The sequence below is a fragment of the Paenibacillus sp. 19GGS1-52 genome, from assembly GCF_022369515.1.
Classification (GTDB): domain Bacteria; phylum Bacillota; class Bacilli; order Paenibacillales; family Paenibacillaceae; genus Paenibacillus_AQ.
This window is the reverse complement of the sequence record NZ_CP059724.1, coordinates 1796211-1811814: the sequence shown is the minus strand read 5'-3', so window position 1 is coordinate 1811814 and position 15604 is coordinate 1796211. Positions and strand designations below refer to the sequence as shown.

11 protein-coding genes are annotated in these 15604 nt (G+C 48.1%); 5 read left to right on the top strand and 6 right to left on the bottom strand.

Annotated elements, in window-relative coordinates; all coding sequences use genetic code 11:
• The first annotated feature begins 9 nt into the window (after positions 1-9).
• From H1230_RS08415 to H1230_RS08405, 3 genes are read left to right on the top strand one after another with little or no spacing between them, the layout of a single operon-like run.
• A complete protein-coding gene (locus tag H1230_RS08415) occupies positions 10-957 on the top strand; it encodes a LacI family DNA-binding transcriptional regulator (RefSeq protein ID WP_239715053.1) in 948 nt (315 codons plus the stop codon).
• 26 nt (positions 958-983) lie between these two features.
• Positions 984-2723: an ABC transporter ATP-binding protein gene (locus H1230_RS08410; RefSeq protein WP_239715052.1), complete on the top strand. Its 1740-nt coding sequence runs from the start codon at positions 984-986 to the stop codon at positions 2721-2723.
• The gene (locus tag H1230_RS08405) at positions 2677-4479 is read left to right on the top strand and encodes an ABC transporter ATP-binding protein (RefSeq protein WP_239715051.1); all 1803 of its coding nucleotides are present in this window, start codon (positions 2677-2679) and stop codon (positions 4477-4479) included. Before H1230_RS08410 ends, H1230_RS08405 begins: the two co-directional genes overlap by 47 nt.
• 249 nt (positions 4480-4728) lie before the next feature.
• Here H1230_RS08405 and H1230_RS08400 read toward each other — a convergent pair whose 3' ends face one another.
• From H1230_RS08400 to H1230_RS08385, 4 genes are all read right to left on the bottom strand, one after another.
• Positions 4729-5157, bottom strand: a complete 429-nt coding sequence (locus tag H1230_RS08400; protein WP_239715050.1) for a hypothetical protein — start codon at positions 5155-5157, stop codon at positions 4729-4731.
• 141 nt (positions 5158-5298) lie between these two features.
• Positions 5299-7923 carry a ComEC/Rec2 family competence protein gene (locus H1230_RS08395; RefSeq protein WP_345773411.1) on the bottom strand — a complete coding sequence of 875 codons (2625 nt, stop codon included), beginning with the start codon at positions 7921-7923 and terminating at the stop codon, positions 5299-5301.
• Between the two features lie 130 nt (positions 7924-8053).
• Entirely contained in the window at positions 8054-8572 is a 519-nt protein-coding gene (locus H1230_RS08390) for a deoxycytidylate deaminase (protein ID WP_239715049.1), read from the bottom strand.
• Positions 8573-8678: 106 nt separating this feature from the next.
• Positions 8679-9236, bottom strand: a complete 558-nt coding sequence (locus tag H1230_RS08385) for a helix-hairpin-helix domain-containing protein (RefSeq protein WP_239715048.1) — start codon at positions 9234-9236, stop codon at positions 8679-8681.
• Positions 9237-9392: 156 nt separating this feature from the next.
• Here H1230_RS08385 and comER point away from each other — a divergent pair, with 156 nt between their 5' ends.
• Positions 9393-10247 (top strand): late competence protein ComER, encoded by an 855-nt coding sequence (gene comER, locus H1230_RS08380; protein ID WP_239715047.1) that lies wholly within the window; start codon positions 9393-9395, stop codon positions 10245-10247.
• Positions 10248-10335: 88 nt separating this feature from the next.
• Here the strand turns inward: comER and leuS are convergent, their stop codons facing one another.
• Entirely contained in the window at positions 10336-12786 is a 2451-nt protein-coding gene (gene leuS, locus H1230_RS08375) for a leucine--tRNA ligase (protein ID WP_239715046.1), read from the bottom strand.
• Positions 12787-13527: 741 nt separating this feature from the next.
• Complete coding sequence (locus H1230_RS08370) at positions 13528-14595, bottom strand: AI-2E family transporter (RefSeq protein WP_239715045.1); 1068 nt, start codon at positions 14593-14595, stop codon at positions 13528-13530.
• A 199-nt stretch (positions 14596-14794) separates the two neighbouring features.
• On the opposite strand from H1230_RS08370, the gene bglS reads away from it, so the two are divergent.
• Positions 14795-15517 carry a beta-glucanase gene (gene bglS / locus H1230_RS08365; protein WP_239715044.1) on the top strand — a complete coding sequence of 241 codons (723 nt, stop codon included), beginning with the start codon at positions 14795-14797 and terminating at the stop codon, positions 15515-15517.
• The last annotated feature ends 87 nt before the right edge of the window (positions 15518-15604 follow it).

Sequence of the window (15604 nt, the reverse complement as noted above, 5' to 3'; positions counted from 1 at the left end):
GCCAAAGCAATGGGCCTATCGCCAGTATCCATTAGCAGAGCTTTAACCGGGCAACCTGGAATCAGCGACGATCTAAAGCTGAAGATTGTGGAGAAAGCGGCAGAAATGGGCTACATCAAGCTTAAGAAAAAGGCTTCGCCCCGTATTCTGGTGCTGCATCAGAAACCTTATGAGCATGATAACAGTAATTTCAGCTACATGGTGCAGGGAATTGAGCAGGCGTTGCAAAAAGCAGATACCGATTACAGCATAGAATTTCTCGACAAGGAGAACCAGAATAAGCTGATTCTTCCTTACCGGTTGAGTAAAGGCTTCAAGTTCGATGGAGTTATTTTTATCGGCAGTTTCAATCTGGATTACGTCGCTTTAATTAATGAAAATATACGTAGCCTTATTTTTTTTACTGGCTATTCACCAGCTTATGATTACGACAGCGTATGGTTCAGTTTCCTCAACACCGGCTACAAACAATGCAAGTATTTGATGGATAGAGGCCATACCCGGATCGGTTTTATCGGCAAACGCAGCTTTTATCGGAATAAGGAGAAGCTGACCGGTATTACTTCCGCACTGGAAGAGCAGGGTCTGCCTGTAAATGAATCGTTGTTTTTTGAGGTGGACGAACATTTCCGTTCGAGGTTGTCCGATCTGATTACGGGCGGCCTGTTGCCAACCGCTTTTATATGTGATCATGATTTCACTGCCGTCGAGCTGATGCGGGTGCTCAATGAGCAGAACATTAAGGTTCCAGAAGATGTTTCGATTCTCAGCAGTGGAAATACGGAAGTCTCGGCTTTCTCACAGCCCCCGCTGACCACCATGGATTTAAATATTGAATATTCTTGCCATACGGTCGTCTCAACATTGCTGCAACGTCTTGCCGCTCCCGAACAGCCATCAGTGAATATTGCTGTATTAAGCACTCTTGTGGAAAGAGAATCTGTACGCGTGTTATGACATACGGGTTTAAAGGTGGAATTGTAATGAAATCTTCTGTCTTGCTGCGTTTCTTCAAAGATCACAAATATAGTTACGCAGCCGGTTTTATGTTTATGTTCGCTGCTTCTTTTGTTCAGACGCTGTTCCCCAAATTGCTTGGCAGTGCCGTTGATCTGATGAAAGAAAGCCGTTTTGAAACCCGGCAAGTGCTAATACTGGTGGCGTGGATGGCGCTCATCGCCGTTGGCGCCTTTGTCTGCACCTTCCTCTGGAGAAATATGATTATCGCGAACGCGCGTAATCTGGAATGCTTTTATCGGGAAGAACTATTCCGGCATATGTTAAAGCTCTCTCCCTCTTTCTACAACACACGCAAAACCGGGGATCTGATCGCTTACGCCATCAACGACATTTCCGCCGTCCGCATGACCTTTGGCCCAGCAACCGCGATGTCTTTTAACGGAATCGTCCTCTGCCTCTCCTCCATTTACTTCATGTTTGCCACGGTAGATGTCCGCCTAACACTTATAACGTTATCCCCTCTGCCGCTTATTATCGTACTTATGCTGTTCACCGGTCGTAAGATCCAGATGCGGTTCAGAACCGTTCAAGAGCAATTTGGGTTAATCTCCGACCGAGTTCAGGAGAACATATCTGGCATTCGGGTAATCAAGGCGTATGTTCAGGAGCATTCGGAGATGGAGAAATTCAGCGGGCTAAGCTCCCGTATGCTGCAATCGAACATGGATCTCATCAAAGTTTCCGCTGCGCTTCCACCCTTAATTGAATTCGGCTTTGCAGTCTGTTTTGTGTTAAATCTGGTCCTCGGAAGCCGTATGGTGCTGCGGGGAAGTATTAGCATCGGTGATTTTGTCGCCTTCAATGGATACTTAAGTCTGATCGCCAGTCCCATTGTGTCCATCGGAAGGGTCGTAACGATCTTCCAGCGCGGCATGGCTTCTCTGGGAAGATTGCAAAACATCCTATCCATCCAACCGGATATTGTCGACATTCCGCATCCGCTGAGGATTCAACCATCAGGTAATATTGAGCTGCGCCATCTGACCTTTCAATATGAAGGAGCCGAGGTCCCTGCTCTTCAGGATATTTCGTTACAGCTGCCAAAGGGCCATACTTTAGGGATTATCGGTCCAACTGGCTCCGGCAAAAGTACGCTGGCCGCTTTATTGTTCCGTTTATACAATGTGGAACCCGGACAAATTCTACTCGATAACCAGGATATTAACGAGTATGCACTGGATATTTTGCGGGAGAGCTTCGCCTTTGTTCCACAGGAGACCTTTGTATTTGCCGCCTCCGTCAAAGAAAATATTGTGTTCTTCAAGGACGACTATAACGACGACGAAGTAGAGAACGCGGCCCAGCTTAGTCTTATCGCTGACAGTATCGACGGGTTCCCCGATGGATATGACACGATTCTGGGAGAACGTGGCGTTAACCTCTCCGGCGGCCAGAAACAGCGGATGGCCATAGCTCGCGCACTGATCAGGAACCCTGCGGTCCTAATTCTGGACGATGCGCTGTCCGCGGTTGATGCCGTCACAGAAGGGCATATCCTTAACAGCTTGCGGCAAACACGGAAAGGCAAGACCAACATCCTCATCTCCCACCGGATCTCGGCCATTCTGGAAGCCGATGAGATTATTGTGCTCGATAGAGGTCTGATCCGTGAAAGAGGAACACATGCACAACTGCTGAAGAAGGGAGGAATGTATTATGATATTTACACTACACAGCAAGAAGACGGGCTCCCAGCCAGTTGAGAAAAAAGCCGCGGCAGGAGCGGTGAAAGAGCTACTGCGGTTATCGAAGCCTTACACCCCTCAACTGTTGCTCGCTTGCCTCTGCGTCTTTGTCGTAAATGCGGCTTTCCTAATCCAGCCCCTGCTGCTGCAGCGGGTGATCGACCATTTTCTAATCGGCCGCTCTGTTCCTCATGGTCTCGATTCGATTGGCGGTCTGGCGCTCTTGTATCTAATAGTTTCCGCGGCAGGCGGAGCTTCCTCTTATATCCAGGCACTTATTGTCGGCAAAGCGGGACAAAGTCTGGTCCACGAGCTGCGAGTCAATGTATTCTCGATCATCCAGCGACTCCCGCTTCCGTACCTGGATCGCACCTCCTCCGGCCGCCTCATCACACGGGCAACCAATGACACATCCGAAATCACCGAGTTCTATACGGATGTTCTTATTACCCTTGTCAAAGATATTATGCTGCTGATCGGGATTGTCTATATCATGCTTTCACTGAGCCTATCACTTACGCTTGTATCTTTCACCGTGATTCCATTGATCGTCTTCCTCGTCTTTTATATCAAGAACAGAATCAAAAAGAACTTTTTCTATATGAAACATTTCATTGGTAGAATCAACGGGTTTATTGCCGAGAGTATTTCCGGAATGAAAGTAATTCAAATTTTCCGTGCGGAAAAGGAGAAGGAAGAACAATTCCTCAAGCTGAACGGGCAATATTTCGCAACAACGCTGATCCAGGTCCGCTTGAACAGCGTGCTCAAACCCGCATCAGATATGTTCCAGAGTCTCGCGATTGCCATTCTGGTCTGGTACAGCGTAGGTAAAATCTCCGGTGGCATGCTGCAGATCGGCGTATTATATGCGTTCACAACGTACATCAAGCAGTTCTTCGCCCCTATCGCCGACCTTGCCGACAAGTATACTTCCATACAGTCAGCACTCGTCTCTACAGAACGTATTTTCGAGTTAATCCATGAAGAAGATGCTTTGGAGGATACGGATAGCGGACTCCCCATGGAGCGCCTAAACGGCACCATTGAATTCCGACATGTATGGTTCTCCTATAACGATGCTGATTGGGTGCTAAAGGACGTAAGCTTTGTCATTAAAAAAGGGCAGACCGCCGCATTCATCGGTGAAACCGGCGCAGGCAAAACAACCATTATCAGCCTGATCAATGGCTTCTACCGGGTGCAAAAAGGCGAAATTCTGATCGATGGAGTAAACATCAACGATATCCGTTTGGACGATCTTCGGCGGAATGTGTCCGTCGTACTCCAGGAGGTCTTTCTGTTCTCCGGCACGATTCGCGACAACATCACGTTAGGCGATGACATTGCCGAAGAAGCGGTACAATATGCGCTGCAAGCCTCCTGCGCCGACTCTTTTGTCAAGGATTTCCCGGCAGGGATTACCGAACCGGTCACCGAACGGGGCAGCACCCTATCCGCGGGCCAGCGGCAGCTAATTTCCTTCGCCAGAGCCATTGCCCATAATCCGGCTATATTCGTCCTGGACGAAGCGACTGCCAACATTGATACCCATACAGAAAAGCTGATCCAGCAAGCCGTGGACAACATCGCGAACGGGCGAACTACCCTGATCATCGCCCACCGACTATCCACGATTGCCGGAGCCGATCTCATTATCGCCATGAAAGAGGGTAGGATCGCAGAGAAAGGCCATCCACGCGAACTATTTGAGCAAGGTGGATATTATGCCAAGCTGCTGGACGAAAGTAGAAGTCATGCTTTCTTTTCTTGAATCTCGGATCACTGGATCAGCTTATAGCGCACTGTTATCGCCTGTTCCCGCACTCTCAGCTGAATCTCACCCTGCAAATCGGTTCGGAATATTGCAGTATTATTGGCTTCTAAACGATCCAATACTGCTGAATTTGGATGACCATAAGAGTTATTGAAGCAATTCATCATTTCACTGCAATTATTTCTTTGTGAGACCAAAGCCCAACTGACTTCCAATTTGGAAATGAGTAGGCTATTCAATCGTGATCTATTCGTTAGTAATTTGTATCGTCTCATCGGTGATTGTTTTCCCATCACTCCCTAATGCTTGGATAGCAATTCGATGATGCAATGATATCTCAGATATCTTCCAGGTTAGACTCCAACCATCTTCTCCATTTATATCGTAACCGATAAGTTCTCTCTCTCCCCAAGCTTCTGTACCCGTTGGGACCGCCCAAAAAAGAATCGTTTCAACGTTTGTGGCATTTACGGAAACATCCAATTCGCCGCTATTCTTAGGGACTACGTACCAACCATCTTTTTTGGGAAAGTTAGTTTCAACATTTGATATTACAGGCGTAGTATCATTCACCTGAGAAGAGATATTCCCCTGATGTATAGTAAAATCCTCGGAAGAACATGCTGTTAGAAGAATGGAGAATACCATTAATGGGTAAGATATTTTTTTTATCATCGCCTTTTCCTTTCATAAATATTTGGACAGTATCCGGTTAGAAGATCTGATATATCTCTAGTATACAACCAGTACTAACGGATTCAACTCCACTCTCCTGAAGGATCTTTCAGTTTCGACCAATTGTGATTCCTCATCCAATTACCTCAGCTTATAGCGCACAGTAATCGCCTGTTCCCGCACTCGCATCTGAATCTCACCCTGCAAATCGGTTCGGAATATTGCAGTATTATTGGCTTCTAAACGATCCAATACTGCTGAATTTGGATGACCATAAGAATTATTGACTCCCGCCGAGATTACGGCTGCAGTGGGCATCCAGAATTTCAGCCATCCCTCGCCCGTTGCGGTTTTGCTTCCATGGTGAGCAGCTTTTAGCACATCAATCTGCGGACCGCTATGGATTCCGTTTAGCTTGGCATTTTGCATAATACTCTCTTCCGCATCCTGATCCATATCGCCAGTGAACAAAAAACTCCGACCGTTCATCACTAGCCGAAAGGCTACAGATTCATGATTCTGATCCTCCACGGTTGGGAGTTCAGACTCTTCAGAGGCCGGGGTTGGCAACTCCGGTGGCTCCGGCCACAGAAAAGACAGTTCCGTAGCACCATCGGGAGCAAGAGACATCCCTTGGTACACGCCATATAACCGAACATTAGCCGCAAGCGCTGTGCTCATCAGCAACTTGTAAGGCTCCCGATCGGCAATGGTTCCGTTAAACAGCAGCGCCGAGACAGGAATCCCCTCCAATACAGCTTGCAATCCTCCGGCGTGATCCTGATCTCCATGAGTCAAAATAATTGCATCTAAGCGGTGGATGCCCCGTTTCTTGAGCAAGGGCACCAGCACTTTAGCACCCACCTCGAAGGGGCTATGGCGGATACGCCATGCTTCTTTTCCCCCAAAACTCACGGTTCCTCCGCCATCGACAAGAATATGGGCTCCTTCAGGGGTTGTAATCAGCATACTGTCTCCTTGTCCTACATCAAGATAACTTATCGAACCTGCCCCCGAGAGATTCTCCGACTGGTATCCTCTGTACAGTAATATTCCTAAAGATAGCGCACACATCAGCACAACCATCCCACTCCAGCGCACAGTAGTCCGAGCCTGAATAGAATACCGATGCTTTACTTCCCTAATCCCACTATTGCGCCCATTGGGCAAGGAAAGTCCCTCCAGCGGTTTGGTTTCATCCTCCATATATTGCGGGGCATAACGGGCCTCCGTCCGCAGCTTGGCAGCATAGAGCAATCCATAGAACAAGACATAATAGGCAGCTATCCACAGCAACGAAGGCGAACGCCAGATCATTACGCCACTGGAGAAGCTATTTATCCACTCCACGGCGCTGAAGGTGGCATTATTCAGTAACTCCGTCACATGAGCAAGCAGGCGCGCGCCAGGGTCCCACACTCTCCCACATAACAGGGCTAATGTTCCAAGTGGCAAGACAATGAAGGTGATAAAGGGAACAAGCACGAGGTTGGCGGCAAAGGACAGCAATGAGAATTGATTGAAGTAATAAATAGTCAGTGGAAACGAGACAAACTGCGCAACCAAAGTGACCGACACGGCACTCCTCAACACACGGGGCAGTCCTCTCAGCAAAGGCTCTGCCAACGGTACAAACACCATCAAGCCTGCTGTGACCAGAAAAGAAAGCTGAAAGCTGACGCTAAGCAGCAAATAGGGATTCCAAATCAGCATGACCAGTGCTGACGCTCCTAGAATATTCAAACCGTCCCCCAGCACACCTAACCGTGCAGCCAATAAGGCAATCATACTCATCAGCCCTGCTCGGACCACAGATGGACCCGCGCCGGAGAGCAGCACATATAGAGGAACCAATACTAAAGTAAGCGTCAGCGCGGTTTCCCGGGTCAGACGGCAACGCCTCCATATAAACAGCAGCACACCGACATAGACTGCCACATGCATGCCTGAAATCGCCAAAATATGCGTGAGCCCAAGCTGTGAGAACTGTTGAAACGTTTCAGGATCAAGGTCATCCTGCAGGCCGATTACCAGCCCCTTCATATAGCCAGAATGGCGCTTCTCAAATAAATGGTCCAGCTCTGCTCCAAGAGCAAAGCGCGCCTGATCATTCCAACGTAGAAGCATTCGTGGACTCCAGATTGATGGAGGTGTAGCCTCCACACTAGCCGTCCCCTCCAGCTTCAGCAGCCAATGGATTTTCTTCATATGTAAGTATTCGCGATAATCAAAGCCCCCGAAATTACGCGCTACGGCTGGCTGCTCCAATACTCCTGATAGCAGCACCTGATCTCCCCTCTGCCATTGGGCGGCTACTGCAATCTCCTCTTCGACCTGCAGTTTGACCTGAACCGCGATCAGCTCTCCCTGTCCTTTTAATTGTTGCTTATCTGCACTAGCTAAAGCCAACTGCGACAGCTTCACCGTAAAATCAACCCGGTCCCCGTCTCGTTCGACGCTGGAAATAATCACTCCTACGGCTTGTATGGAGGCTTTATTCAGCTCAGCAGTTGTGTGCGACAGCGCTACAGGAAGTGAACTAAGATTACGCCCCTCATTCCACTCCCAATAGAACCCCGCTAATAGGATGGCTAATCCTAACACCATCATGTATTTCCAGCTTAGCTTTCCGCATATAGCAAAGATCGTGAGTAACAGCAGCAATCCGGCCCAGACCCACATCAGCTGGCTGCCGGAGAACAAACAAGCGGCTGCACTTCCGGTAACCCAGCACACTGTAAAACTTAACAGTAGTCTCTCCTTCAAGTTTCCCTTCCTCCCTTACTCCGTTCCTGACACGAAAAAAAGAACCTCTGCATACGCTATTGTTACGCGTGCACAGAGGTTCTTCCCCGGTTTATTTGTGATTGAAATTGTCAGTAGTTCTAATATTCGATTACTCCGCTACGCTAACCATCGTTTCACGCGGTGGCTCGTAGCCTTCTAGCTGGCGGAATACAATGCCCTTGGAAGCCATCATTGCCCGAACCTTCTCCATATCCTTACGATACGGACGATAATAGACAATCTCCACAATCCCGCTGTTCGCCAGCATATTGGCACAGGTCCAGCAAGGCTCGTCTGTAACGTAGACGGTGCTGCCTTCCCGGTCACTGCGGTCCGTGAATAACAGAAGATTCTGCTCGGCATGAATCGTACGGATGCAGCGCTGCTTCATCACCATCGTCTCTACACCGTCAACAACCTCCCGTTCATATTGCTCCGAAACCATACATCCGGCTTCCGAACAATCTGGAACCCCCATTGGTGCCCCATTATATGCTGTGCCCAGCAGCTTCTTGCCCTGCACCAGCACAGCACCCACATGGCGGCGGGGACAACGCGAACGGGTAGAGACCATACAGGCAATATCCATGAAATAAGTATCCCAGTTCTTTCGATAGACCACTGTCATTATCAATCTCCATTTTCTTGTAAATAGTTGTTAACTATTGTAGCATAACACCGCGCGCTTTCACTAGGACATCTATCTGCATAATTCTCACCACAAAATTTGCCGTTCAAAATAAGACAAGTGCCTTTAGCTTTTCCAGCATTTTAGTCCCTATTCCCTTTACCTTACCCAAATCAGACAAGCTATGAAAAGGCCCATTACTACTGCGGTAATCGATAATGGCTTGAGCTTTCTTCTCACCAATGCCCGGTAAATTCATCAGCTCGGCAGATGCCGCTGTATTCACATTAACCATGCCATCCTGCGTGGCTGCATGGGTTGCCAAAGTTGTGGGAGATGCAGGGGTTGCAGGTTCCGCTGTGGCACGCGGAGGACTTGCGTCTGCAACTACGGGCTTCGCACTACTTGTCACTGATTCTGCTGTTCCCACCGTTTCCGCTGCAGCAGTATCCCCATCCTCCGCTCCGCTGAGCGCTGGCGCAGGTTCCTGTTCTACTTTATCTGTCGGTGTCTTCGAATCAGAAATACCAATAGCCTGCTCCATACTAAGATTGAGTGTCTTCCATCCGGAAATCCCCACTTCTTCCTTACTGCCCGCAGTCCATAACAGACCGCTCCCCAGCAGAGCTGCGGCAATTCCACATACTATAGTTCCTTTGTTCACAATTTGCTCCCCCTTATAAGATCAAGCATCAGAAATATTCTCCTTCAATTATTCAAGCAAAACCTGTCATGGTCCAAGGCTATCCTGCATACATTTAACGAAGAGAATCCATGTCAATAAAAGTAAAATGCAAAACGAGAAAGGAGGAACCACAGAATGAAAGTGGGATTTATCGGAACAGGCAGTATGGGCAGCCTGCTGATCGACGCCTTTCTTTCTTCAGGTGCACTGAAGCCGTGCGATGTCCTTGCCAGCAACCGCACTCCAAAACGGTTGCTGCAGCTTGCAAAGCGCCATCCAGGCCTCTCAATATGCGGGAATAACCGCGACACCGCGACCGGAAGTGATATCATCTTTTTATGTGTAAAGCCTTTGGAATTTAAAGCTTTGACGGATGAAATTAGCTCCTGTCTCCGCAGTGAGCAAATTGTCGTATCCATCACCAGTCCGGTTCAGCTGTATCATTTGGAATCCGTTCTGCCGTCCAAGATTGCCAAAGTCATCCCCAGCATCACACACTGCGTCAAGAGTGGGACTTCACTTTGCGTATTCGGCAGCAGACTTCATAAAGAAGACAGGCTAGTCCTGTTGCAACTCCTGTCTTTCATAGGTGTCCCCTTGGAAATAAGCGAGACACATACGCGAATTGCCTCTGATTTCTCCAGCTGCGGACCTGCGTTTCTTAGCTATTTCGTTGAGCGATGGATTGAAGCAGCTGTGGAAGCCACCGGAATTGAAGAAATGCTGATCAGCAAGCTGGCAGGTGAAATGCTGCTTGGAACAGGCAGACTGCTGACTGAAGGTGAGTTTACCCCTCAGGAGCTGCAGGAACGGGTCGCTGTTCCAGGAGGCATTACTGCAGAAGCGCTGAACCATTTGCGCCGCAGTCTGGAAGGCGTATTTGAACGCCTGATTACGACTACCCATGACAAATACGATGAAGATGTCGCCAAGCTTGATCTGCAGTTCGGGCATAGCGCCATAATCATCGAGAACCCTCTGGACCACTAGAAGAAACTTAGCCTGCCCTAGCTATATTTAAAAATAAAACCCGCAGCACGGATTACTCCGTTGCTGCGGGTAGACTTGCGTTCTTCGCTTAACCCACTACTATATTAACAAGCTTGGCAGGAACAGCAATGATCTTGCGTACGCTTTTACCTTCAACTGCGGCATTTACATTTGGCAGTGCCAGAGCAAAGGCTTGCATTTCATCTTGACCCATATCCTGCGGGATCATAACGCGCTGTACGATTTTGCCATTAACCTGCACGACGATTTCAACCTCAGCATCAACCGTATACGCCTCATCATAGGTTGGCCAAGCGACATAACTGATGCTTCCTTCATGACCCAGCAGTTGCCACAGTTCTTCAGCAATATGCGGTGCCAGCGGCGACAGCATCTGTGTGAAATTCTCTACGGCTGCATGGGACAAGGTGTCCTGTTTATAAGCATCGTTAATGAAGATCATCAACTGGCTAATCGCTGTATTGAAGCGTAGAAGTTCGAAGTCCTCGGTTACCTTTTTAAGCGTCTTGTGCCAGGTCCGCTTGAACTCCTCGCTGCTGCCGTCTGCAGTAATTTTGCTGCTCAGGCTACCATCCTCATTTACGAACAGACGCCATACGCGCGACAGAAAGCGATGAATCCCTTCTACACCCTTTTCATTCCAAGGCTTGGTAGCTTCCAGAGGTCCCATAAACATTTCATAGAGACGAAGCGTATCCGCACCGAACGCTCCAACAATCTCATCAGGGTTGATGACATTCCCGCGTGATTTGCTCATTTTCTCGTTGTTATTCCCAAGAATCATACCTTGGTTCACCAGCTTATGAAAAGGCTCCTTCGTAGCTACTACGCCCATATCATACAATACCTTATGCCAGAAGCGGGCATAGAGCAGGTGAAGTACAGCATGTTCTGCTCCGCCAATATACAGGTCTACCGGAAGCCATTCCTTTTGCTTCTCAGGAGAACACAGCTCTTGGTCGTTATCAGGATCAATGTACCGTAAGTAGTACCAGCAGCTGCCCGCCCATTGTGGCATGGTATTCGTCTCACGCCGCGCTTTCATTCCAGTCTCCGGATCGATGGTTTCGACCCAGTCCGTTACGTTCGCAAGCGGCGATTCGCCGGTACCTGAAGGTTTGATAGCTTCAACATCAGGCAGCAATAGCGGCAATTGATCTATCGGTACTGTCTTCATTGTGCCGTCTTCGAGATGCAGAATCGGAATTGGCTCTCCCCAGTAACGCTGACGGCTGAACAGCCAATCGCGTAGGCGATAGGTTACCTTGCCTTTGCCGCTTCCTTGCTCTTCCAGCCAAGCAATCATTTTTGCGATACCCTCATCATTGGTTAGACCATCCAGGAACCCGGAATTCACATGCGGACCATCACCAGCATAAGCCTCTTCTTCAATGTTTCCGCCCTGTACCACTTCGATAATTTCCAGGCCGAACTGCTTCGCAAATTCCCAGTCGCGTGTATCATGGCCTGGAACTGCCATAATTGCTCCAGTTCCATAACCAGCGAGCACATAGTCCGCAATCCAGATCGGAACCTGTGCTCCATTTACCGGATTGATCGCATAAGCACCAGTGAATACGCCTGATTTATCCTTGGCCAGATCCGTACGCTCCAGATCACTTTTGCGGGAAGCTTTATCGCGGTATTCTGCTACTGCTGCACGTTGGCTCTCTGTTGCAATAATGTCTACCAACTTATGCTCCGGTGCCAATACACAATAACTGGCTCCGAACAAAGTATCCGGACGAGTGGTGAATACCTCCAGAGTTTCATCATAGCCTTCAATAGCAAAGGTTACCTCTGCACCGGTAGATTTGCCAATCCAATTGCGCTGCATATCCTTGATGCTCTCGTCCCAGTCCAGTTCCTCCAGATCATCAAGCAACCGTTCCGCATACTGAGTAATTCTTAAGATCCACTGGCGCATTGGTCTGCGGACGACGGGATGACCGCCACGCTCGCTTTTGCCGTCTATGACCTCTTCGTTTGCGAGTACTGTTCCCAGCGCTTCACACCAGTTCACCGAAACTTCTGCTACATAAGCCAGTCCACGATTGTACAGCTGGATGAATATCCATTGCGTCCATTTGTAATAACCTGGATCGGTAGTGCTGATCTCGCGATCCCAGTCATAGGAGAAACCCAACGATTTGATCTGGCGACGGAAATTATCGATATTCTTAATGGTAATTTCACGCGGATGCTGTCCGGTATCCATCGCATATTGCTCTGCAGGAAGCCCAAAAGCATCCCAGCCCATTGGATGCAGCACATTGAACCCACGCATCCGTTTGTAGCGGGAAACGATATCCGTTGCTGTATATCCTTCCGGATGGCCTACGTGCAGCCCTGCACCTGAAGGATACGGGAACATATCCAATGCATAATATTTCGGTTTGCCCGGATCTTCAACAGTCTTGAACACTTTGTTATCGTCCCAGAACTTCTGCCATTTCGGCTCAATGCTCTGAGCCTGGTAGCCTAAAGCGGGTACGCTGTTTGTCTTATTGTCGCTCATTTTGTGCTCCTCCTTGGAGTGTTGCTGCTAAATTAGATCGAGTATGCAGGAACAACGATCGAAACATCAGAATAGCAGGAAATTCTCCCTCTAAATGTACGTCTAATACGATAAACCTGGGATTAGAGGGAAAAGTTCCTTCTAAATTTGGCCATTAGGCTTAATTTAGTGATTTGTACAGAAATAGAGGGGAGAATTCCCTCTATTTGCCAAAAAGTGAGGGTTTCTATGAAATTAGAGGGAGAAAATCCCCTTAAGTCAAAAGTAAGACTTCACTTTTTGAAGATTTTTGATCACTTTTGGTTGAAAAGCGAGCGCTGATTGTGAGATGAAGTCGAGTTTCATCTCATCACTCACCGATACGCTAAAAAACCTCCCATCCCTAGCGTATTATCGCTAGGGACGAGAGGTTTAAATTCCCGTGGTACCACCCTAGTTAGCGGCTGAATATACTTTATTCTGCCACTCACTTTGCACCCTTTAGCGGGGGTGAGGCGACGACGATTCAGCACAGGAAACCCCTGTAAGCCAAGCTTACGGTTGATCTTGTGACTAGCGCCATTACTCCGAGGTGAGTTCATTCTCAGTCCGTTACCGGCTCGCACCTGTGCGCCGGCTCTCTGCAATAACGGTCTCACGAATTAATACTCCTCATCATCGAATAACTATGATCACGATTATATCGTAATATTCCACAACATTATATACAACATAGGCTACTCCAGTCAATGATTTACCCAATTACACCGGCTTCCGCCTAATATAATAGGCCACAAAGTGCTGAATAACCACTTTTCCTGCTGCAAATAACGGTACCGCCAGTATCAGTCCAACAATGCCAGCCACTTCACCACCAACCAGCAATGCGAAAATGATCAGCAACGGATGCAGGTGCAGCTTCCGGCCAACTACCTGTGGCGATATGACATTACTCTCCAGCATCTGGCACAGCGTGTTTACAACCGCAACCAGCAGCACAAGCCGCAGGGAGAGGGTTGAAGCCATTACGATCGCAGGTGCAGCCCCCAGAAAAGGGCCCATATAGGGAATGATATTAAACACAGCCACTACACACGCGAAGAGCAGGGCATATGGCATTCCGATAATCGCATAGCCGATATAAGCAAGCACCCCAATGATAAGACAGACCAGAAACTGTCCACGAATGTAATTGCCTAGCGCTTCGTCGATATCTTTTAACAAGGTCACGATGGACTTGCGGCGCGAGCGGGGCAATAAGGAAACCACTGTCCGTTCGAAGACATCAAAATCCTTCAGGATGTAGAATACGAGAAACGGCACAATAAAGGCGTTAAACAGCAAATTGATGGTTGTTCCTATATTATCGAGAAAATGGGATATCCCCTCTGCCAAGCGATTCTCCAACTGAAAGAACCAGTTATTCATCCCCATCTCCACCCCCGGAGGAATGAGTCGTGAATTCATATTGCGCATTAGTCCTTGTGCGTGCAATGTCATCTCTGGCAGATGCTCATTCAGTTCCTCTAATTGCTCCATGAACATTGGAATCAGATTTATGGCAATCACTGCGATCGTAGTGAGAAATACCGCATATATGAGCAGCACTGCGATACTACGCGGCATTTTTCTACCAGCAAGCATACTGACGACGGGATTAAGTACATAAGAAATAATCATGGCCGCCAGAAATGGAGCAAGGATCGCCTTCAAGAATACAAATACCCCCTGCAGCATTGGACGGAGCAGCCATACAAAATACAAAATGATCAGGGAGAGCAGCACTCCGATCATCCAGCGGAACCATTTACTTTGGGACCACTCCTCCATACTATCCCTCCTGACCGCGTTGAGCCCACAACAGGCATGCCATATTAATATGTGTACGAGTGTGATGAAATACTCTTGTTTCCCAACAAAAAATTGTTTTTTTGTTATCCTGGTTCAGGAATTGGTATGGTGGAAAGAATCGGCATTGGCTAAAATCATTAGTGTAAAGCGTTTTCATTTTTAAGGAGGGATCTTTTATATGATAAGGTTGAAAAAATTTGGGGTTGCAGGTCTTATTCTGCTGCTTGCTGGATTACTGGCAGGGACTCCGCCTGTTTCGGCAGCCACCGTCTTTTATGAGCCTCTGACCTATTTCAATTCCGCAACCTGGCAAAAAGCCGACGGCTATTCGAATGGTAGTATGTTTAACTGCACCTGGCGTGCAAACAATATCTCGTTTACCAGCAGCGGGCAACTTCGCCTGGCGCTGACCAGCCCCAGCAACAATAAGTTCGACGGCGCAGAAATGAGGTCTGTGAACAAGTATGGCTACGGCAAATATGAGGTCAGCATGATGCCGGCCAAAAACAGCGGAATCGTTTCCTCTTTTTTCACCTATACCGGCCCTTCCGATGGTACCCCGTGGGATGAAATTGATATCGAGTTTCTGGGTAAAGATACCACTACAGTCCAGTTCAATTATTACACGAACGGCGTTGGCAATCATGAGAAGATCGTTAATCTTGGATTTGACGCTTCCCAAGGTTATCATACGTACGCTTTCGACTGGCAGCAAGGCTACATTAAATGGTATGTGGACGGTGCATTAAAGTATACGGCAACTAGCAATATACCATCCCATCCCGGCAAACTCATGATGAACCTCTGGAACGGAACCGGTGTAGACTCCTGGCTCGGTTCATATAATGGCGTCAATCCACTGTACGCCTATTACGATTGGGTGAAATATACAAGCAACTAAAAGCGAGTGATGAACCCTGGCCGTTGAGCAACCCTCTTCAGGAAGAAAACATCACGGGAGGAACAGAATTGATATACAACAGGTTAA

Excerpts from the sequence above, each read along its gene's own strand:
- H1230_RS08370 (WP_239715045.1), bottom strand. The coding sequence starts at position 14,595 with ATGGAGGAGTGGTCCCAAAGTAAATGGTTCCGCTGGATGATCGGAGTG.
- H1230_RS08415 (WP_239715053.1), top strand. The coding sequence starts at position 10 with ATGGGCCTATCGCCAGTATCCATTAGCAGAGCTTTAACCGGGCAACCT.
- bglS (WP_239715044.1), top strand. The coding sequence starts at position 14,795 with ATGATAAGGTTGAAAAAATTTGGGGTTGCAGGTCTTATTCTGCTGCTT.
- H1230_RS08410 (WP_239715052.1), top strand. The coding sequence starts at position 984 with ATGAAATCTTCTGTCTTGCTGCGTTTCTTCAAAGATCACAAATATAGT.
- comER (WP_239715047.1), top strand. The coding sequence starts at position 9,393 with ATGAAAGTGGGATTTATCGGAACAGGCAGTATGGGCAGCCTGCTGATC.
- H1230_RS08390 (WP_239715049.1), bottom strand. The coding sequence starts at position 8,572 with ATGACAGTGGTCTATCGAAAGAACTGGGATACTTATTTCATGGATATT.
- leuS (WP_239715046.1), bottom strand. The coding sequence starts at position 12,786 with ATGAGCGACAATAAGACAAACAGCGTACCCGCTTTAGGCTACCAGGCT.
- H1230_RS08400 (WP_239715050.1), bottom strand. The coding sequence starts at position 5,157 with ATGATAAAAAAAATATCTTACCCATTAATGGTATTCTCCATTCTTCTA.
- H1230_RS08405 (WP_239715051.1), top strand. The coding sequence starts at position 2,677 with ATGATATTTACACTACACAGCAAGAAGACGGGCTCCCAGCCAGTTGAG.